General features: G+C 56.4%; 21 protein-coding genes. 12 read left to right on the forward strand and 9 right to left on the reverse strand.

What is annotated here, in order from left to right; all coding sequences use genetic code 11:
- Nucleotides 1-9 precede the first annotated feature (9 nt).
- From ACVDG4_RS14530 to iolG, 3 genes are read left to right on the forward strand one after another with little or no spacing between them, the layout of a single operon-like run.
- On the forward strand, nucleotides 10-852 hold the full coding sequence (locus tag ACVDG4_RS14530; protein WP_422021770.1) for a 5-deoxy-glucuronate isomerase: 843 nt from the start codon (nucleotides 10-12) through the stop codon (nucleotides 850-852).
- On the forward strand, nucleotides 849-1700 hold the full coding sequence (locus tag ACVDG4_RS14535; RefSeq protein ID WP_447235589.1) for a class II fructose-bisphosphate aldolase: 852 nt from the start codon (nucleotides 849-851) through the stop codon (nucleotides 1698-1700). Before ACVDG4_RS14530 ends, ACVDG4_RS14535 begins: the two co-directional genes overlap by 4 nt.
- Before the next feature lie 3 nt (nucleotides 1701-1703).
- The gene (iolG, locus tag ACVDG4_RS14540) at nucleotides 1704-2690 is read left to right on the forward strand and encodes an inositol 2-dehydrogenase (RefSeq protein ID WP_447235590.1); all 987 of its coding nucleotides are present in this window, start codon (nucleotides 1704-1706) and stop codon (nucleotides 2688-2690) included.
- Between the two features lie 55 nt (nucleotides 2691-2745).
- Here iolG and ACVDG4_RS14545 read toward each other — a convergent pair whose 3' ends face one another.
- From ACVDG4_RS14545 to ACVDG4_RS14565, 5 genes are read right to left on the reverse strand one after another with little or no spacing between them, the layout of a single operon-like run.
- Nucleotides 2746-4215, reverse strand: coding sequence for an aldehyde dehydrogenase (locus ACVDG4_RS14545; RefSeq protein ID WP_447235591.1), 1470 nt, complete (start codon nucleotides 4213-4215; stop codon nucleotides 2746-2748).
- Between the two features lie 8 nt (nucleotides 4216-4223).
- Nucleotides 4224-5258: an LLM class flavin-dependent oxidoreductase gene (locus tag ACVDG4_RS14550; RefSeq protein WP_447235592.1), complete on the reverse strand. Its 1035-nt coding sequence runs from the start codon at nucleotides 5256-5258 to the stop codon at nucleotides 4224-4226.
- A 2-nt stretch (nucleotides 5259-5260) separates the two neighbouring features.
- A complete protein-coding gene (locus ACVDG4_RS14555; protein ID WP_447235593.1) occupies nucleotides 5261-6184 on the reverse strand; it encodes a flavin reductase family protein in 924 nt (307 codons plus the stop codon).
- Nucleotides 6181-6960, reverse strand: a complete 780-nt coding sequence (locus ACVDG4_RS14560; protein ID WP_447235594.1) for an alpha/beta fold hydrolase — start codon at nucleotides 6958-6960, stop codon at nucleotides 6181-6183. Before ACVDG4_RS14560 ends, ACVDG4_RS14555 begins: the two co-directional genes overlap by 4 nt.
- On the reverse strand, nucleotides 6932-7531 hold the full coding sequence (locus tag ACVDG4_RS14565) for an amino acid synthesis family protein (RefSeq protein WP_447235595.1): 600 nt from the start codon (nucleotides 7529-7531) through the stop codon (nucleotides 6932-6934). Before ACVDG4_RS14565 ends, ACVDG4_RS14560 begins: the two co-directional genes overlap by 29 nt.
- Before the next feature lie 119 nt (nucleotides 7532-7650).
- On the opposite strand from ACVDG4_RS14565, the gene ACVDG4_RS14570 reads away from it, so the two are divergent.
- Complete coding sequence (locus ACVDG4_RS14570; protein WP_447235596.1) at nucleotides 7651-8502, forward strand: LysR family transcriptional regulator; 852 nt, start codon at nucleotides 7651-7653, stop codon at nucleotides 8500-8502.
- A 93-nt stretch (nucleotides 8503-8595) separates the two neighbouring features.
- On the opposite strand, the gene ACVDG4_RS14575 is transcribed toward ACVDG4_RS14570, so the two are convergent.
- Both ACVDG4_RS14575 and ACVDG4_RS14580 read right to left on the reverse strand, forming a co-directional pair.
- A complete protein-coding gene (locus ACVDG4_RS14575; RefSeq protein WP_447235597.1) occupies nucleotides 8596-9270 on the reverse strand; it encodes a GntR family transcriptional regulator in 675 nt (224 codons plus the stop codon).
- Nucleotides 9263-10309 carry a Gfo/Idh/MocA family protein gene (locus tag ACVDG4_RS14580; protein WP_447235598.1) on the reverse strand — a complete coding sequence of 349 codons (1047 nt, stop codon included), beginning with the start codon at nucleotides 10307-10309 and terminating at the stop codon, nucleotides 9263-9265. The genes ACVDG4_RS14575 and ACVDG4_RS14580 overlap by 8 nt, the downstream gene beginning before the upstream one ends.
- Nucleotides 10310-10483: 174 nt before the next feature.
- Here ACVDG4_RS14580 and ACVDG4_RS14585 point away from each other — a divergent pair, with 174 nt between their 5' ends.
- The 8 genes from ACVDG4_RS14585 (at nucleotide 10484) to ACVDG4_RS14620 (ending at nucleotide 17492) form a co-directional block, all read left to right on the forward strand.
- On the forward strand, nucleotides 10484-11497 hold the full coding sequence (locus ACVDG4_RS14585; RefSeq protein ID WP_422021751.1) for a TRAP transporter substrate-binding protein: 1014 nt from the start codon (nucleotides 10484-10486) through the stop codon (nucleotides 11495-11497).
- Between the two features lie 64 nt (nucleotides 11498-11561).
- Nucleotides 11562-12107, forward strand: coding sequence for a TRAP transporter small permease (locus ACVDG4_RS14590; RefSeq protein ID WP_428523557.1), 546 nt, complete (start codon nucleotides 11562-11564; stop codon nucleotides 12105-12107).
- Complete coding sequence (locus ACVDG4_RS14595) at nucleotides 12104-13387, forward strand: TRAP transporter large permease (protein WP_133953245.1); 1284 nt, start codon at nucleotides 12104-12106, stop codon at nucleotides 13385-13387. Before ACVDG4_RS14590 ends, ACVDG4_RS14595 begins: the two co-directional genes overlap by 4 nt.
- Before the next feature lie 16 nt (nucleotides 13388-13403).
- A complete protein-coding gene (locus tag ACVDG4_RS14600) occupies nucleotides 13404-13694 on the forward strand; it encodes a putative quinol monooxygenase (protein WP_447235599.1) in 291 nt (96 codons plus the stop codon).
- Nucleotides 13691-14488: an N-acyl homoserine lactonase family protein gene (locus ACVDG4_RS14605; protein ID WP_409693519.1), complete on the forward strand. Its 798-nt coding sequence runs from the start codon at nucleotides 13691-13693 to the stop codon at nucleotides 14486-14488. The genes ACVDG4_RS14600 and ACVDG4_RS14605 overlap by 4 nt, the downstream gene beginning before the upstream one ends.
- Nucleotides 14485-15729, forward strand: coding sequence for a 3-oxo-tetronate kinase (gene otnK, locus ACVDG4_RS14610; protein WP_447235600.1), 1245 nt, complete (start codon nucleotides 14485-14487; stop codon nucleotides 15727-15729). Before ACVDG4_RS14605 ends, otnK begins: the two co-directional genes overlap by 4 nt.
- The gene (gene otnC, locus ACVDG4_RS14615) at nucleotides 15726-16373 is read left to right on the forward strand and encodes a 3-oxo-tetronate 4-phosphate decarboxylase (protein ID WP_409693524.1); all 648 of its coding nucleotides are present in this window, start codon (nucleotides 15726-15728) and stop codon (nucleotides 16371-16373) included. Before otnK ends, otnC begins: the two co-directional genes overlap by 4 nt.
- A gap of 12 nt (nucleotides 16374-16385) precedes the next feature.
- Complete coding sequence (locus ACVDG4_RS14620) at nucleotides 16386-17492, forward strand: isocitrate/isopropylmalate dehydrogenase family protein (protein ID WP_447235601.1); 1107 nt, start codon at nucleotides 16386-16388, stop codon at nucleotides 17490-17492.
- A gap of 28 nt (nucleotides 17493-17520) precedes the next feature.
- On the opposite strand, the gene ACVDG4_RS14625 is transcribed toward ACVDG4_RS14620, so the two are convergent.
- Both ACVDG4_RS14625 and ACVDG4_RS14630 read right to left on the reverse strand, forming a co-directional pair.
- On the reverse strand, nucleotides 17521-18489 hold the full coding sequence (locus ACVDG4_RS14625) for a D-2-hydroxyacid dehydrogenase family protein (RefSeq protein ID WP_447235602.1): 969 nt from the start codon (nucleotides 18487-18489) through the stop codon (nucleotides 17521-17523).
- Nucleotides 18490-18543: 54 nt separating this feature from the next.
- Nucleotides 18544-19635, reverse strand: a complete 1092-nt coding sequence (locus ACVDG4_RS14630; RefSeq protein ID WP_447235603.1) for a 4-oxalomesaconate tautomerase — start codon at nucleotides 19633-19635, stop codon at nucleotides 18544-18546.
- Nucleotides 19636-19696: the final 61 nt, after the last annotated feature.

Genomic DNA, 19696 nt, shown 5'->3' on the forward strand with positions numbered 1-19696 from the left:
GACCATTCCATGCATATCGCGCCGCATGACAACCAGAACAAGCCGATCGTGGACATCGACAATCCGACCGTTCCGCTGAACTATTTCAACATCGTCAAGCTCAAGAAGGGCGAGGCGTTCCACTATCAGGTGCCTGGCTATGAAACCTGCATCGTACCTGCCACCGGCACGGTAACCGTTGAGGTTGAGGGCCTCACATTCGACAAGCTCGGCAACCGCGGCGAAGATGTCTGGGACGGGGAACCTGAAGGCGTCTACATTCCCGTTGGGGCCAAGGTGACGATCATCTGCACCTCCGATGAAACGGAGACGTTCATCGCGGGCGCAAGGTATGATGAAGTGCTGGAGCCGTTCGATGTGCGCGTCGATGGCATCGACCTTGTCCAGTACGGCTCGGACGACACCAAGACGCACCGCAAGATCAAGCATATTCTCGGTCAAAAGCAGCACGGCAAGGTGGGCCGTTTGCTGGTCAGCGAACTGTTCACCGTTGGCCAGGGCGGCTGGTCCGGCTTTCCAGCCCACAAGCACGATACCGACCGTCTGCCGCATGAAACACGGCACGACGAGACCTACAACTTCCGCTTCCGGCCAAAACACGGCTCAGGTGTTCAGATCCTTCAGCGCGAAGAGGGTGTTCCCGGAGAAGCCTATCAGCTGATGGACGGCTCGACCTTCATGATCGACAAGGGTTACCACCCCTGCGCCGTCATGCCCGGGTACGAGATGTACTATTTCACAATTCTGGGAGGTCTCAGCCAGCGTTCACTGGTGCAGTATTTCCAGCCGACCCATGCCTATCAGGTCGAGACGATCCCCGGGATCAAGGACATGGTGGCCAAGTTCAAATGACACTGGCAACACTGAGCCAAGTTCTTCAACCGGCCTTAAAAGACGGTTATGCCGTTGCCGGTCTGGTGACGCTCGGCTGGGAAGATATGCGCGCCTATGTGGCCGCCGCCGAAGAAGAAGGTGTTCCGGTGATCTTGCAGGCAGGCCCCTCCTGCCGCAAGCACACACCTCTTCCCGTTTTGGGGGCGATGTTCCGGCACCTCGCTGAAGGCGCAACCGTTCCCGTGGTGGCGCATCTTGATCACGGTTATACATTCGAGGAATGTCAGCAAGCGCTCGACAGTGGCTTCACTTCACTGATGTATGATGGCTCGCGCAAGCCGCTTTCCCAGAACATCGACGAAACCGCGCGGATTGCGGAACTTGCGCACTCCGCCGGGATATCGTGCGAGGGGGAAATCGGCTTTGTCGGATATGCGCAAGGGGATGCCTCTAAAGGCACGGACCCCGTGGATGCCGAAAAATTCGCGGCAGACAGCGGCGTGGATGCCATGGCGATCTCGGTCGGCAATGTTCACCTTCAGGAAAACAAGGAAGGCGGACTGGACGAGGCCCGCATCAGCGCGATCCAGGCGCGAACCACAGTCCCGCTGGTCATCCATGGGGGCTCCGGTGTCCCTGTCGATCAGCGGCAAAAGCTCGCCAGAAATACAAACATCTGCAAATTCAACATCGGAACCGAGCTGCGCAAGGCCTTCGGAACTGCGATGCGGGACGCAGTCAATCGCGATCCGGATCGGTTTGACCGGGTGACGATCTTATCAGAGACACATGATCCGATGGTCACAGCAACCCGCAATGTTCTTAAGGCCTTCGGTGGCCCAACCAGAAACAAGCCCGAGGAATAGGAAATGGTGAGATTTGGACTGCTCGGATGCGGGCGCATCGGTCAGGTGCACGCCCGTGCCATTCAGGCCTCCCCGGATGCTGAGCTGGTTGCGGTGGCAGATGCGTTAGACGCGCCCGCTCAGGCGCTTGCGGCAACAACCGGCGCAGAGGTGCGGGAGGCCGCGGCCATCATCGAAAGCGATGACATCGACGCGGTGATCATCGGCACGCCAACGACGACCCACTACGACCTGATCCATCAGGCGGCACGAGCGAAGAAAGCGATCTTCTGCGAAAAGCCGATCGACCTTTCCTCTGATCGGGTGCGGGACTGCGTTAAGGTGGTCAACGAAAACGGCGTCATGTTCCTGACAGCCTTCAATCGCCGGTTCGACCCCAGCTTTGCAAACTTGCAAAGCCGGATTGCCGGTGGTGACATTGGGGATGTCGAGCTGGTCACCATTTTGTCCCGCGATCCCTCCCCGCCGCCGATCGACTACATCAGAACATCTGGCGGCCTGTTCCGGGACATGATGATCCATGACCTCGACATGGCCCGGTTTATCCTTGGCGAAGAGCCCGTCACGGTCTTCGCGGTTGGCTCCTCCCTGGTCGATCCGGAAATTGGCAAGGCGGGTGATGTGGACACCGCGGCAGTCACGCTGACCACGGAAAGCGGAAAGATCTGCCAGATTTCAAACTCGCGGCGGGCGGCATACGGCTATGATCAGCGGCTAGAAGTGCACGGTTCAAAAGGCATGCTGAGGGCAGAAAACATCCTGGAAAACACGGTCGAGATGGCCACCCAAACTGGCTTTGCAAGAGCTCCTGCCCAGCATTTCTTTCTGGAGCGCTATGAAGCGGCTTATCTGGCGGAAGTCACCCACTTCATTAACTGTCTGAACAACGGAAGAAAGCCATCACCCAGCATTGAGGACGGTCTGCGCGCGCAGATCCTGGCAGATGCGGCGGCCAAGTCACTCGAAACCGGTAGACCGGTGTCAGTTTGACGATCGTTTGCCCGCCGGGTCTCTCATCACACAGGTAAATGGTCAGTTTCTACCATCATCTCATGACAAACGGATTGGCCATTGGTTCGCCGGACGTGTTGATCCAGACAGTCTTTGTACGGGTGTAGTCCAGGACGGCCTCAATGCCCGCTTCGCGTCCGTATCCGGATTGATTGAACCCACCGAACGGGGCGATTGGCGAAATCGCTCTATAGGTGTTGATCCAGCAGATCCCTGCCCGCAGTCTGGATGACACGCGGTGCGCGCGGGCAACGTCCCGCGTGAAGACGCCAGAGGCAAGGCCATACGGCGTGTCATTTGCCAGCGCGATAGCCTCGTCTTCCGTGTCAAACGGCAAGAGCGACATGACCGGCCCGAACATCTCCACCTTCAGTGTTTCGATGTCCGGGTTCGGGCAGGCCACCAGCGTCGGTGCCATGTAATTGCCCGAGCGCTCAAGCGGCGCACCGCCAAGGCGGATTTCGGCACCTTGTTCTATCGCCTTGTCCAGCGTGACCTTGATCTTTTCAATCTGCGCATTTGTGCAAAGCGGGCCGACATGTGTTGCGGCCTCGAGAGGATCACCAACCGAGATGTGAGCTGCCTTTTCCGTGATCTTGTCGATCAGTGCTTCAAACACCGTCCGTTGCACCAGCGCACGGGATCCGGCCACACAGCTTTGACCCGATGCGCCGAAATTACCTGCAATCAAACCGTTTGCAGCGCCATCAAGATCCGCATCGTCAAACACCAGAACCGGAGACTTTCCGCCGAGCTCCAGACTGGTGACCGCAAAATTCTCAGCTGAGTTGCGCACCACATGCCGGGCTGTTTCCGGTCCGCCGGTAAAGGCAATCCGGTCGACATCCGAGTGCCGAGTCAACGGAATGGCACAGTTTTCAGCATCTCCCGTAATGACGGAGACGACCCCCGGCGGAAATCCCGCCTGATCGATCAGTGAAGCAAATTCCAGCATGGGTATGGGCGCGATTTCCGAAGCCTTCAAAACCACGGTGCAGCCCGCTGCAAGTGCCGGCCCGAGCTTGGTTGCCGTCAGGAACATCTGTGCGTTCCAAGGGACGACAGCAGCGACGACCCCAACCGGCTCTCTTTTGGTGAATACGTGCATGTCCGGTTTGTCGATAGGAAGCACAGATCCTTCGATTTTGTCCGCGAGCCCGGCATAGTATCGGTAATAGTCACCGACATATTTTGTCTGCGTGAGAGTTTCAGCGAGCAGTTTTCCGCTGTCTGTCGTTTCCAACCGCCCGAGAACTTCTGCGTGCGCTTCAACCAGTTCCGCCAGTCTGAACAGCAACTTGCCGCGCTGTGTTTGGGTGAGGTCACGCCACGCAGGGTCCTCCAAAGCTCTCCGGGCAGCCGCAACAGCCCGGTTCACATCACTTGAGTCCGCGCAGGCGCACGATGCCCATGGCTCACCCGTCGCCGGATTTTCAGTATGCAGGATTTGACCGTTGGAGCCCTCACAGCGCTGGCCATCGATAAAAAGCTGATAGTGCTGCATCTTGTCTCCTAACCGAACGCTGGCATGACGTCGTCAATGAACCGGCGCAGCGAGGCTTGCTTTCGTTCAAAACTCATGCCGCTGTCGATCCAGAACGAATACTCATCATATCCCAGATCTTCATAGCGTTTGATGCGGTCGATGACGTCTTGCGCTGTACCGATTGTCAAATCCCGGGCCATGTTCTCCGGGGCCATCATCTTGTTGGCCGCCAATTCATCTTCAGAAAGGTTTTCAATCAATCCTTGGGAAACGGCACGCTTGTTCTGAAACCAGGCGCCGAAATAACAATAGAACCGCGAGAGTTCCTTGGCTGCCAGAACCGCATCATCAGAATCGGACGCCACATAACTGTGATGCAACAACATGATCTTGGGCCGCGGGCCGTCATACCCAGCGCAAGCGTCATTGAAGCGGCCCATCAGGGTTTCGATCTCTTCCATGCCCTGCCAAAGCGGGGTCACCTGAATATTGAAGCCTTGATGCACACCGAACTCATGGCTGTTCGGATCCCTCGCAGCAATCCAGATCGGCGGGCCGTTTTTCTGCAGGGGCTTGGGCGCAGACGTGGTTGGAGGGAACGCATAGTAGCCACCGTCATGCGCGCAATCGCCCTGCCATAGGGGACGAAGCAGAGGCGCGGTCTCCCGCATGCGTTGACCTGCTTCCCATGGATCGAGGCCCGGCATCAGGCGCTCATATTCATAAGAATAGGCGCCCCGTGCAATCCCCAGTTCGATCCGGCCACCGGTCATCAAGTCGGCTGCCGCGGCCTCGCCAGCCAGTTTGATTGGGTGCCAGAACGGCGCAATGACGGTTCCGGTTCCAAGGCGTGCATTCTTCGTATGATGCGCCAGGTCCACGAGTGTCAAAAACGGGTTGGGCGCAATCGTAAATTCCATCCCATGATGCTCACCAGTCCAGATCGCGCGCATACCGCCCTCATCCGCCAGTTTGCATAGGGACACAAACTCCTCATAGAGAATCTCATGCGGCTGTTGCGGCGTGAGCCGCTCCATGTGAGCAAACAGGGAAAACTCCATGTTCAAACTCCCTCCGAAAGTGTGTGAATTTCTCCAGCAGTCGCGTCTCCCAGATAGCAATTGAGATTGCCTGTTGCGCATTCGCGGGCGTAGCGGATCATCATGCTGGCAAGTGGCGGACTGGCATACGGCAGGGTCGCCAATTCATTGGCAGGCACTGCGATCAGTTTCGTGTCTGGAGCGACATGGGTTGCCTGGGCCAGAAGATAAGCAAAGTGCGTCGATGCATTCGCATCATCAAAAACAGAGTAGACAGCGCCAAGACTTGCCGAAATGCCGTTGTCTTGAAGTGCGGCCTGAATGGCTTTGCGAAGGCCGGACTTGTTCGGAACGGAACATTCCGGCAGCCGGTAACCGGCTGGTGTCTTTTCAAGCAAGACCCGGCCCTCGTGGCGGACAAGTGCCCCGGCAATATTCACTTTCGCCGCCGGGTCGCGCGCGCTGCGCTCCCGGGCAAGACTGAAGAACTGACCGTCGGCGTATCCAAGCCCTTGACCGGGCTTTTGCGCAAAACCGACGACGTCGCCTATCAGGATCACATGATCTCCGGCAGGAACCCTCTGGTGGGTCTTGCATGAAAACCGCGCAAGTGCGCCAACCGGACAGGGTATGCCGTCGGCATCAAAGTCATGCGGTGTTTTGGCAAAACGGTCTCCCTTGAATCCGGCAAAGGTGTTTGCAACGTCCGTCTGGCCTTCCTCAAGAATGCTGACGCAAAACTGCTCGCACTCCGCAAATGCGTCGTAACTTGAGAGGAACTTGCCAGGGCAGACAAGCAGCAATGGCGGGTCCAGCGACACCGATGTGAAGGAGTTCGCGGTGAACCCGACAGGCGTTCCATCGGCCCTGCGGGTAGTCACCACCGTGACCCCGGTCATGAAACGGCCAAAGGCACCGCGCAGTTCTTTCGGGTCAATCGGTTTCATGAATGGCACTCCATTGCAAAAGCCAACAAAGCCCGGGTCACCTCCACATGATGCGTCATCGGCATCATGTGGGCCGCGGTTTCGATCACGTGTACCTGCCCATTGGGGGTTAAGGCGGCCATGGCCTGTGACATCGCGGGTGTGGAATTTGGCTCAAGGCTGCCGGTCATGAAAAATGCCGGACACTTGAGAGACATGAGTACCTGATCAGACGGTCCATCTTCCCTCGCGAACACATCATATGCAGTCCGGTAACCGTAGAGATCGGCACCTTTCAGCCAGGCCTCGCAAGCGCTGCGGGCCTCCGATGGCTCTGTCCCAAACCAGCGATCGAGTGTCGGTTCCGGATTTGGACCTGTTTCAGAACCCAAATTTTGCGCGCGATGCAGAACTGTCTGTTTGGCCGCGTCAGAGCGCCGGTAGATGGAATTCAGTGCGGCGACACCTGCGACCAACTCCGGATAACGCGCAGCAATGTCGAGAGCGATCATGGCCCCCATGGAATGTCCTGCCACCACAGTCGGCCCGTCCAACAATTGGGCAACCGTATCCGAATAGGCCGACAAACTGGCACGCCCCACCAAACGGCCACTATGGCCGTGGCCCGGCATGTCCGGCGCAATAACCTGAAAATGGGACGCCAAATCTGGCACTTGTGCCGCCCAGGCATCGGCCTGCAAACCGACACCGTGGAGAAGAAGGACACGAGGCCCCTCGCCTTCCTGGATGCAGGCCAGTCCGCCCTGATCAGACCGCCGCCGGGTTGTCCAGATCACGGCCCATCTCCTTCAGATCCTGATACCGGTCACCGATCCGGTGGAACGGACGGCCCGATGTTGCACCACCGAGCGCGACCACAATCTCATCAGCGCGCGGAGCGTCGGGGATCGAAAACTGGATTGTCAGATAGTGGGACCGCCTGCCCGCATCGTTCTTGTCCATGAGAGGGATCATGATCGGAGCGTTTGCCGGTCCGCGGGTGTTGCTGAAGGCGAGATAGGACTTGGCTCCGACAGCTTCCCGATAAAAGTTGCCGAACCTCAGCGTATGGATCAGCCCGGACGCATGTTCAATTTCACCGTCAAGGCCGACAACGGCCGCCTTTCCGTAGGCTTCGATTGCTTCTCCGCTGCCGCCGAGCTTCAGGATCCGGTCGGTGAGCAATTCACCGAGAACAGGGCCAAACGCCAAAATCTCCGGTTTCAGATCCTCAACAAACCGGCCGGCCCACGGGTTCTTGACCACCGCGGCAGCCGCGAACACGTGCCATGGTCGTTCAGTTGCCCTGAACCCCTCGATCAGGATCTCTTCTTCATAAGCAACGACTTTCCGGATTTCCGGCTGCATCCAAGGCCCTCCCGTCCACACTCTCGGTGGTGAGCCGAAAGTATCCTGATGCTTGACAATCGGCACAAACGAATGATTTTGAGGCTTAGGTATTAGCTTGACTTATGGATATGTTATACATGGCCACTGCACTGCCTCCGCTGAACTGGTTTCGCGCGTTTGAAGCTTCGGCCCGGCACCTGAGCTTCACGGCGGCGGCGGATGAAATCGGCATGACCCAATCCGCTGTCAGTCAACAGATCAAGGCGCTGGAAACAAAGTTGGGTGTGCCGTTGTTCGAGAGGAAAGCCAGGGGTTTGGCACTGACGGATGATGGCCGGCGGTTGCTTCCCCAAGTCGATGCGGCTTTAGACACGCTAACGGCCGCCACGCGATCTTTCATACCCGATCAACCGAAGAAGCTTTTGACAGTATCCGTTTCCGTTAGTGTGCTTCAATGGGTGATCGGCCCAACGCTCCCAACCTTTCGCGAAGTACATCCCGAAATCGCGCTGCGGTTTATCGGGGCCATCTGGCCCGATGAATTCAGCCGATCGCTTGCGGATGTCATCGTCAGTTTCGGCTCACGAAAACAGGCAGGACCCAATGCCGCACTGCTTGGCAGCGACAAACTGATTGCACTCGCCCCCAGCCAGATGGTCACACCATGGGACACGAGCCCGGTCATCGACGCAGTCGGGATTTCGGACGGTTGGTCCAAGTGGAGGACGGCAACGGGCCTCAGCTGTGCTGACCCGTCCATTTATGTGGATTCCTACGGCGCCGCTCTGGATCTTTCCAGCAACGGAAACGGCATATGCCTCGTAAACGAAACCCTCGCCCGGCACGCTGTTCAATCCGGGTCTGTTGTCCCAGTCAGCCCAATCACCATCGAGGCCAACGAAGCCTATTTCGTTGAAACAAACCCCGCATCACAAGATGCAGAAACATTCAGGAAATGGCTCGAAAGCACCGTCTGCGATGGCGAGTAGTCTTGGTGGCTCAAACGCAAACCCAACATGCAATCCAACCGGGGTTGGTCCGAGACAAGAGCTGAGAGAAATTCAACGCCTTTGCCTTGACGTTCAAAGCTGGAAGAGACGATGCTTTTTCAAGAGATCGATCAGGACTTCACGGGCGTGGCGCCTGTGGAGGCGGTGCTGTTCACGGGCGTTAGAAGCGTCACCCGTCCGGATCGCATCATAGACAGCCCTGTGGTCCTGGTTGGATTTGATCGGGAGTGGCCGGATGTAGAGCGTCATCGCCCGCGCCCGGCGCACCTGGTTCGCCATCATTGAAACGATGTTCTGTACGCGTGAATTCCCTCCCAAACGCACCAGTTCTGTATGGAAAGCGTCATCCGCTTCGGCCCAGGCATCACGATCCTCATCGCTCAAAGCCTTGTCCATCGCCTCAATCGACGCTTTCAGGTCAGCCAGATCCGCCTTGGAGTAGTGCTTCCTTGCAGCTTCTTCCGCCGCCAGGCTCTCCAGTTCCGTCAAAACCGCATAGATCTCTTCCATATCTGTCAGGGACAAGGTCGCAATCCGCACGCCCTTTCTCGGGCGCACCTCCAACAGTCCCTGTTGCGCGAGCATCAAGGTGGCTTCCCGAACCGGCGTCCGTGACATCCCCAAACGGCCTGCCAATTCACTTTCCAGGTGATCGGATCCGGCAGCGAGCTCGCCGTCGAAGATCAATTGACGGATCTTCTCCATGGCCTGAGTGGTGATGGTTTTCGGTTTCGATGGGTCAAGCATATGCAACGTCTCGGATTTTTCGGCCCTGGCGATCAGCCTCGTAGATCATCTTTTCGAGCGCAATCACCTTTAGGTAGTCTCTCGCCTCGTTTTCAAGCGGTTTTCCGTCGAGCACCCCGTCAACGACATGGGTGATCAGATTCTTGACGCAATCCCCACCAAATCCTTGCCAAGGCTGCGGTTGAAGAAGAACCGTTTCCTTCAAATTGCCAAACGGGCGGAGTGTCACACTGCCATCTCCTGACAGGGTCAGTGTTCCGGCCGTGCCCTCAAGGCTGGCTTCGCCGAGCGTTGTCCGGCAGTTTTCAGCCGCGTGATCCAGCAAGCGGTTGCCATCAAACAATGAACGCACACCGCCCGGATAGTCGAATATAAAAAATCCGGCATCTTCTCCCTTGATGACGGGATTGAGCCGCCGCAGGTCCGCATAAACCGCCTCCGGTTCGCCAAGCAGATACCGAAAAGTGTCGACCCAGTGGACGCCGGTCTCATGGACCAAAAGCTGAGGCATGTCCTGAAAATATGGCTGCCGGTCCAGATAGGCGCGCGGGCCTTGTCCATCTCCTGTCCGAAGGCGGAAGGTCAATTGCAAGACGTCTCCAAGCACCCCGCTTTCCAAAGCGTGTTTGAACGTCCTGTACCACGGCTGAAACCGAAAATTCTCGTGAATGACGAGAGTTACCCCGGCCTTTTCTGCAAGCCGGGTTGCCTCCTCAGCCTCTTTAAGTGACGTGCAAAACGGTTTTTGGCAGATAATTGCACGCACGCCCTGTGAAATTCCTGCCTTGATGGCTGCCATGTGGGTGGGAGGCGGTGTGATGATATCCAGAAGGTCCGGGCTCGTCATTTTCAGCATTACAGCGAGATCCTTAAACGCTGCAAGCCCCGTTTCCTTGGCCTTCTCCAAGTCCTGATCACACGCACCGACAAGAGCCACGCGGCCTGTGCGGCGCCAGGCATCATAGTGGAACTGCGCGAAGTACCCAGCGCCCAGGCAAGCGACCCGTAGGGCCCGCGTCTCTTTTTTCTTCTGGTTCATTGTCAATCCACTCCGCCCAGCGCGACTGGAACGTTGACACCTGAATGCGTCACCTCCGCCACACCGTATTTTTGATAGTCGACACGAGTGAAGTTGACAAGGGATTGTATTGCGTATACGCAAATGAATGTGCAAACCAATACGGCTTGAGGAGAGCCGCGGGAGGAGACCGAAATGTTGGAAAAGAAATTCTTGAGCCGGCTACTGGCTGGCGTTGCAGTTGCGGCTATCGGACTGAGCAGCGCACATGCGGCGGAAAAGCTGCGTTTCAGCCACACTGACAACCCTGGCGGATCTCGTCAGGCCGCTGCAGAACTGTTTGCCGAGAAAGTCGCGGAATACACCGACGGCCGTTACGAAGTTCAGATTTACCCGTCCGGGCAGCTCGCAAACGACCCGAAAGCAATCGAGCTCCTCCAGCTCGGCGGCATTGATTTTACGGTGTCAGCGACCGGCAGTTACGCAACCCATCTGCCCAGCCTGAACCTTACGGCCATGCCTTTCCTTGTCGACACGTACGAACAAGGCTGGGAGCTCTATGACAACTCAGAGTGGCTTCAAGGCGAGTTCCAGAAACTTCCGGAAAAGGGCTTCCGCGTTTTGTCGACATGGGAAGCCGGCTTCCGCAGCTTCACGACAAACGAACCCCTGACATCTCCGAAAGATGCCGAATCCATGAAAATGCGGGTCTTTCCGAACGACATGATCCGCTGGTCCATGGAAGCCATCGGTTTCCAGACCGTCGTGATGCCGATCACCGATGTTTACCTCGCGATCCAGCAGGGCATTGTGAACGGTCAGGAAAACCCGGTGGACACCATCAAATCGCTGCGGTTCTACGAAGTGGCGCCAAACATCACCTTGACCCGTCATGTTTACAGCCCGCTTCCGCTGACCGTTGCCGAAAAGACCTGGCAATCCTTCTCTGAAGAAGATCAGGCAGCGGTCCTTAAAGCTGCCACGGAATCTGCCGCTTTCAGCCGACAACTCGTTCAAAGCTCGGTCGACAGCCAATTGACGGAAATGCAGGAAGCAGGTGCCACCGTGAGCGTGCCGGAAATCGGCCCATTCCGTGAGGCAGTACAATCGGTTTATGCCAAGGCCAAGGACGTCTACGGCGCAGAAGCCGTTGATAACATTCTTGGCGATGCAGCAGCCATCCGCGAAGCCCTTCCCGCCCAAAACTGATCAAGCCTTTGGGTGTCAACTGGCCGGAACTTGAAGCACACGTTGCTTCGGTTCCGGCGCTCTCTTGAAAGACTTTGCCTTGGACTACCGAGATCATTATCCGGCTGTGCTGCGCTGGCTCAGCCATATGGTGGACTTTTGCCTGGCGCTTGCCGGTTTTGCCATCGTCACCCTGGTCTTTTGCAACGCCTCTTTGCGCGGGTTTGCAGGCTTCGACCTTGCCTGGTCGTTGGAAGTGACAAGCTTTCTGCTGCTTTGGAGCACCTTTATCGGATGCGCCGCGGCGATTGCGCGCGGTGCGCACATGCGCGTTACAGAGATCGTTGAAAACCTGTTGCCTGTGCATTTGCAACGCGTTTTGTCGATCGGGATCGATGTGATCATCACCTGCCTCCTGATCAGCCTGATCTATACCGGCTACAACATCTCCATCCATACCTGGGCGCAAAAAACCACGGTACTCTACTGGCCCGTCGGTCTGCTTTACGCATCCATGCCGGTCGGCATGGCGCTGACGTTGATCTTCCACCTCTTCAACATGGTGTTCGACATCCGGAATCCGGTCGTGCCCCACTCCACCCATTCTGATGGCGGCGAGGCCTTGCTATGATCCTGTTGTTTGTCGTCGCGGTTTTTCTGAGCACCGTGTTTCTTGGAATTCCCCTTGTCTGGGCCATCCTGATTACGGCAGTCCTGCCGATAATCGTATTCGATCTCGGGTACCCGCTTCAGGCGCTGTTCCTGAACTTCATTGGCGGCGTGGAACCGAACCATTTCCTGGCAATCCCTCTCTTCATTGTTGCGGGCGAAATGATGAGCCGCGGCGGTGTCGGGCTCAGGATCATTGGATTTGCAAGAGCCGCCTTCGGCTTCATGGCGGGTGGCCTCGGCATGGTGGTTGTCGGTGCTTCAATGATCTTTGGCGGCATTTCAGGTTCTGCCATCGCAGATTCAGCCGCCATCGGTTCGGTAATGATCAAGAACATGTCCAGAGAGGGCTACGACAAAGCGTTCGCTGCTGGTCTCGTCGCGGCGGCTGGAACCATCGGGATCATCATTCCGCCATCAATCCCAATGCTCATTTACGGCTTTGTCGGAAATGTCTCGGTCGCCGACCTTTTCATTGGGGGCATGGTGCCTGGCATTCTGTTCGGCGCCTTCTTTATGGGCGTGTGCTATTATGTTGGAAAATCAACCAATTGCGATCCCGGCGGCCGGACAACAACCTTCAAGGAACTAACATCCTCCTTCATAGGGACAGCCCCTGCCCTGTTCATGCCCGTGTTGATCCTGGGGGGCATTTTCACCGGTTGGGTTACGCCGACTGAGTCTGCAGCGCTGGCCGTGATCTACGGGCTTTTGGTGACAACAGTCGTCTATCGCGATTTCAACATCAAGGACCTGCCGCGCCTTCTGATCGACTCCTTTGTCACCAGCTCTGTGGTCATGGTTGTTATCGGAGCCACCACAGTACTCGGCTGGCTGATTACTTTGGAGCAGATGCCTCAGATCCTGGTTGGTTTCGTGCAGGAGTTTTCAACCGGCCCATGGATGTTCCTGCTTCTCGTGAACATCGTTCTGCTTGTCCTTGGACTGGTTCTCGATCCTGTCCCGGCGATCTTGCTGACCGCCCCTCTGTTCCTGCCAACCGCCAAAATCTTTGGGGTTGATCCGGTGCATCTTGGGGTGATCATGACCTGTAACGTGGCAGTCGGGCTTTTCACACCACCGGTCGGAGCAACGCTCTATGTCGCATCCCGCATCTCCGGTGTGGGGGTCCTGTCCATCGCGCGCCGCATGCTTCACCTTTACCTGGCAGCGATTTTTGCGCTTCTGCTCGTCACCTATTTCCCGATATTCACTATGGGTATGGTTGGGTTGTTCAGGTAATTGCAAGGACCAATCGATGTTTGTTGTGACAGTCACATTTCAGATCAAACCGGATCAGTTCGAGGCGTTCTTGCCGTTGATGGTCCAAAATGCTCAGGCCTCACTCACAACAGAGGATGGATGCCGGCAGTTTGATGTCTGCACCGATGAAAACCGGCCCGAAGAGGTTTTTCTTTACGAGGTCTACGATGATGAAGCGGCATTCAAGACACACCTAAAAACGCCGCACTTCCTGAAGTTTGACGCGGATGTGGCAGAGATGATCTCGGAGAAGACAGTCAAGACTTACAAGGGGGTCGCTCAATGACCCCGTGGGAAGTCTACGCCGTCAAATATGCCGAGCGAAACTCCAGGACACGCCGGGACAGTTTCCTGTTTGACGACAATCACAACCAGCCGCATGACATGGACTATTTCGTCTGGGTTCTGCGCCGGGGTGATGAGCTCATTCTGGTTGATACCGGATATGATCATGAAGAAGCCGACCGGCGGGGGCGGCCTGTTCAAAAAGATCCACGGGAAGCCCTCCTACCCCTCGGCATCTCACCGGATAAAGTCACGACCATCATCGTAACGCACCTTCACTATGACCATGCTGGCGGCCTGAAACACTTTCCAAATGCGACCATCCATCTGCAAGCGGCAGAAATGGCATACGCAACCGGTCCCTGCATGTGTCATCCGGTTTTGAAGGCCCCCTTCACCGGCGAACACGTCTGTGAAGCTGTCCTTAGACTTTATTCAGGCCGGGTGACATTTTACGAAGGCGATGGTGAAGTCGCTGAAGGGGTAACTGTTCACCGGATTGGCGGCCACAGCAAAGGCTTACAAGCGGTCCGGGTGCTAACCAGTGCCGGTTGGCTGTGTCTGGCATCGGACGCGGCGCATTACTATGAAAACTTTCTCAGTGAAAAGCCATTTCCGATCGTCGTAGACCTGCAGGAAATGCTCAACGGTTTCAGCCGTATCCGTACGCTTGCGAGCAATGACCAACTGGTTATCCCGGGCCACGATCCTTTGGTGCGCAAACGCTTCCCCGTTTTTGGCGCAGATCACATCTTGCGCCTTGACCAGGGACCATCTGAGGAGGCCGGAAAATGAAACTCGGCGTCATCGCAGATGATTTCACAGGGGCGTCTGATATCGCACTGATGCTGTCTGAGGCAGGCATGCAAACGGTGCAATTTGTCGGTGTACCGGCTTCAAACAGTCTATTCGGCTCTGGCATCAACTGTGATGCTGGCGTCATCAGCCTGAAATCACGGACGGAGCCCGCCGAAGAAGCAATCAGGCACTCGCTGGCCGCATCGGACTGGCTGATCTCGCAAGGATGCGAACAAATCGTTTTCAAGGTTTGCTCAACGTTTGACTCAACGGATGAAGGCAACATTGGCCCTGTGACCCAGGCTCTCGCCGAGCGCCTTGGAGAACAAACTGTCCTTGTATGCCCGGCTTTTCCAGAAAATGGACGCACGGTCTATCAGGGGCATTTGTTCGTGGGAGACACGCTCCTGAGTGAAAGCGGAATGCAAAACCACCCGCTTACCCCCATGCGTGATCCGGACATCCGACGGGTTCTTTCCAGGCAAACGAGTTGGCCCGTTTCGCATATTCCTCATAAGACCGTTCAGCTGGGAGCGGCATCTATTCTTGACGCAGCCAAGACCGAAACGGGCTCGATGGCAATCGTCGATGCAATCACCGATGAGGATCTCATTGCGATCGGAAAAGCCGCAGCGGGCCGCCGTCTTGTTACCGGAGGGTCAGGGATCGCAATCGGTCTGCCGGCGAATTTTGGCGTCACTCCACATCATCAGGCATGGACCGGAACAAACGGTAAAGCGGTGGTTTTGTCCGGATCCTGTTCGTCGGCAACACGTGGCCAAGTCAAACACTACAAGCAAAAAGCCCCCAGCCGTGAAATCATGGTTGAGGATGTGATCGGGGGTTGGTTATCGATGGAAGAGTTGATTGAATGGACCATCAGCCAAGACGGGCCGCCACTTCTTTATTCTTCGGCAGACCCTGAAACTGTCAGTCAGGTCCAGCAGCGGTTCGGTCGCGAAAAAAGTGCATCTGCCATAGAAAACCTGTTTTCCGGTCTTGCTGCAGCTCTTGTGGACGCTGGTGTTGAACGCATCGTGGTCGCAGGTGGGGAAACGTCAGGCGCTGTCGTATCCGGGATCAAGGCATCCACTCTTGAAATCGGCCCTCGGATCGCCCCTGGGGTCCCGGCTTTGAGGGTAGCGGGCCAGCCGCTGGCCCTCGCCCTCAAATCCGGCAACTTTGGCGGACCTGACTTTTTCGAAGACGCCCTCCACATTCTGGGTGCAGGCTCATGAGCGCGCTCTCCAAAGCCCGTGAGCAGATCGCCGTAATGGCCAAATCACTTTACGACCGAGGCCTGACCCACGGATCGACCGGCAACATCTCCATGCGTCTGGATGACGGCACTTATCTGGTCACGCCGACAGGCTCATCCATGGGCTGTCTTGATCCGGCCTGCATCAGCCATCTGTCGGAGACTTGGGCGTTGCTGTCCGGAGATGCGCCCACGAAGGAAATGCCGTTGCATACGGCATTTTATGAAACCCGAGGGGCGACCGGTGCCGTTGTGCATCTGCATTCGTGCCATTCAGTGGCCTTGTCTTTGCTACCGGAAATTGATCAGGATAATGTCCTGCCTCCCCTCACAGCCTACGGGATCATGCTGCTCGGCAAAGTGAAACTGTTGCCGTTTTTTGTCCCCGGCGACCCAGCCATGGGCAACGCCGTTCGCGGGCTGGCTGGCAAACGATCAGCCGTTATTCTTGCCAATCATGGCCCTTGCGTTGCGGCCAAAGACCTTGAGGCTGCCGTCTACGCCATGGAAGAGTTGGAAGCGACAGCAAAGCTGGCTCTGTTGCTGCGAGGGGCATCTCCCACACTTCTTGACCCGGAACAGATATCGCAAATCGTCACCCGTTTTGATGTTGATTGGACGTAAGGAACCGTACTCATGAAAATTGCGCTTATCAAAGGGGACGGGATCGGCATCGACGTCGCGGACGCTGCGATGGCTGTGCTCGAAGCTGCACTTCAAAAAACCGGACAACCGAAACCTGAGTTGGACGAAATTCAAGCCGGCGCAGCGTATTTCCAGGAAACTGGCCAGGACATAGAGGCAGACGGAGAAGGCAGGGCTGAAGCTGCAGATGCCATCTTCCTGGGTGCCATTGGACTGCCATCCATCCGGCACGCGGATGGAACGGAAATCTCTCCGCATTTAAGGCTGCGCGATCGCTTTGGTCTTTATGCTGGCGTACGCCCGGTCAAAGCCTATCCCAATGCCCCGCAGCGGCTTGCTGATCCGCGAGCAGCTGAGATTGATCTCATCATCTTGCGCGAGTCCACCGAAGGTCTGTTTTATTCTGCGGCAGCACACAAACGCTCGCTCGTTGTGAACAATGACGAAGTTCAGGACATTCTACGGATAACACGAAAGACCACGACGAAGCTGCACCGGTTTGCCTTTGACCTTGCCCGCAAACGCCAGAAGAAGGGCTTTCAAGGCCGCCTCACTTGCGTCGACAAGGCGAATGTTTTTACCTCGCTCGCCTTTTTTCGCCAGATCTTCGATGAGGTGAAAACAGACTATCCGGATGTTCCGGTCGGCTACAACTATGTGGACGCCCAGGCCTTGGATCTGGTGCGCAAGCCCTGGGACTTTGATGTGCTGGTGACCGAAAACATGTTTGGTGACATTCTTTCCGACCTCGCCGGCGGGCTTGTTGGCGGAATGGGAATGGCCGCCTGTGCGGAGATCGGCGACCACACGGGACTGTTCCAGCCCGCCCATGGCAGCGCGCCGGACATCATGGGACAAGACAAGGCCAATCCGCTCGCAGCAATCCTGAGCGGTGCTCTGATGCTCGATTACCTCGCCGAAAAACTGGGCAATCCCCACCTTTCAGACGCAGCCGATCTCATAAACCACGCAGTTGACGATGGGTTCCGCAACAACCGTTTGCGGCCCATAGAGTTCGGCGGCGTCATGGGAACCAGCGCGATCACACAGGTTGTTACCGATACCGTGTCCGAAAGCCGTCAGATCGCCGCGCAATAATCAGCCGCGGTGATCATAAGCTTGCTGACTACGAATGGGCTTCGGGGTTTATCATATGAATAGGGGTGCCAGCTGCGTAGGCGTTGACCTGATCGAAAATATCCGAAAATTGCAAGTCGAACTCGTCTTCGGTGACATAACCGATATGCGGTGTCGGCAACACGTTCGGATGGGCCAGAAGCACGTTATCTTGATCGCGTAGCGGCTCCTGGTCGAAGACATCAACGGATGCAAAAATCCGCCCACGGGCGACTTCTGCTTCAAGAACCCCAGGGGCAATAAGGCCGGATCGTGAGGTATTCACAAGGAGCGCGCGGGGTTGCATGTTCGCAAGGTCGGCCTCCGTAATGATGCCGTGCGTTTCTGGCTTCAACCGAACATGCAGGCTGACAATATCTGATGAGTTGAAAAACACCTCCCGGCTTTCGGCAACCCTTGCACCATCCTTGATCGCACGCTCGCGGCCGGCATCAGATGCCCACCATTGGACGTTCATTCCGATGGCTTCAGCATAGCCTGCAACGGCTTTGGCAATCCGGCCATAGCCATAAAGCCCGAGCGTTCTACCCCGCAGAGTTCGTCCGACACCCATTTGCCATTCTCCGGCACGGATCGACGCCACCTGCTGTGGGATCTGGCGATAACTTGCCAAAATCAACGCCAAAGTCATCTCTGCAGCAGCGTAAGACGGTGTTCCGGAATGCATGTTGGAACATAAGAGAACGCCGTTTGCAGTGCAGGCCTCAACATCGATGTGCGGATAGACACTGCGCTGCGATATCAATTTCAGGTTCGGCAACCGCTCCAGCAAATCAGCAGTTATTTTGGTGCGTTCGCGAAACAGAACGACTGCATCAGCTTCCTGGAGCCTTTCGGAAAGCGCACCAACGTCTTCGACATGGTCGGTCCAGACAGTGACCTCGTGTTCTTTCAATTTTTGAAAACAAGGCAAACCGCGCAGCGTATCGAACCAGTCATCCAGTATGTGCACTTTCATTGATGTCACGCTCCAAACCAAAAGCTCAATTCTGTTGTTACGGGAACAAATTGATCAATTTCTCTGCCATACAGACCCGGGAATGAAGACTTCGCCGGTCGCAAGCTTGCGCGCGGTGCGCAAAAGACCAGCAGAGATGACTTCAAAGCGACCGTTTTCATCTTTGTAGTCAATCACGACTTCCATCATACCCATTGGGTGCTCCAGTTTGAGGTCGGCTGGTGCACCTGGGCGCGGTTCCAACAAACCTTCAGCCACTGTGCCAGGCGCCAAAAGACAGGCAGCAAGACACTGCGACCCGGTGACAGCCAGGGTCGGATGACATTTCCAAGGCATGAAATACCGGACACAGGCCGAACCACCGCCCTTGGACGGAGCAAGCAGGCCGAATTTCGGCGTAACTGATTTGGTCACATCCCCGAGGCCCATACGCTCACCCGCAATCAGGCGAATAGCCTCCATCTTGGCAAAAAGGTCTGTGTTGAAATCAAGGTCCGCGGCACTTTCATATCCGGTGATCCCGAAATCGGACGCAAGGCCGATCACCATCGGCATGGCGACATCCATGCACGAAACGGTCACACCATTGATGACTTCCGTCCTGCTGCCGGTGGGAAAAAGAGAGCCAGTCAGACTGCCTTCGACCTTCATGAAACGCAACTGGATTGGCGCCGCAGTACCGGGCACACCATCGATTGCGGCATTGCCATCATACTGCACAACGCCGCCGGGTGTTTGCACAAGTTCGGAAACCAGCGTCCCCGTATTGACGGCACGGATCCGCACTTCGGTGACATCACCGGCTGGTTCCACAAGACCCATTTCAATGGCAGCAGGTCCTACACCGACCAGAATGTTGCCGCAGGACGGCTTGTAGTCGACCAGTTTTTCCTCAACACCGACCTGAGCAAAAAAGTAGTCGACGTCGGCCCAATCGTCGTCCGATTTCGACAACATCGCGATTTTCGTGGTCACGGCAGTTCCGCCGCCGATGCCGTCGATGTTGAACGGATGCCCAGCACCAACGATCGATGTCAGAACGTTAGAAAGGTCATCCAGACTTTCCGGCAGATCGCTTCGCTTAAGGTAAGGACCGCGGGAAGACCCTCCACGCATGAAAATGAACGGGGTGGAAGTTTGTATCATGACCTCACCTCCTCATGAGATAGATGAAAGTTCTTTTGAATGCGGATGTCCCGGGCGTGCT

It is taken from the genome of Roseibium sp. MB-4, assembly GCF_053005265.1.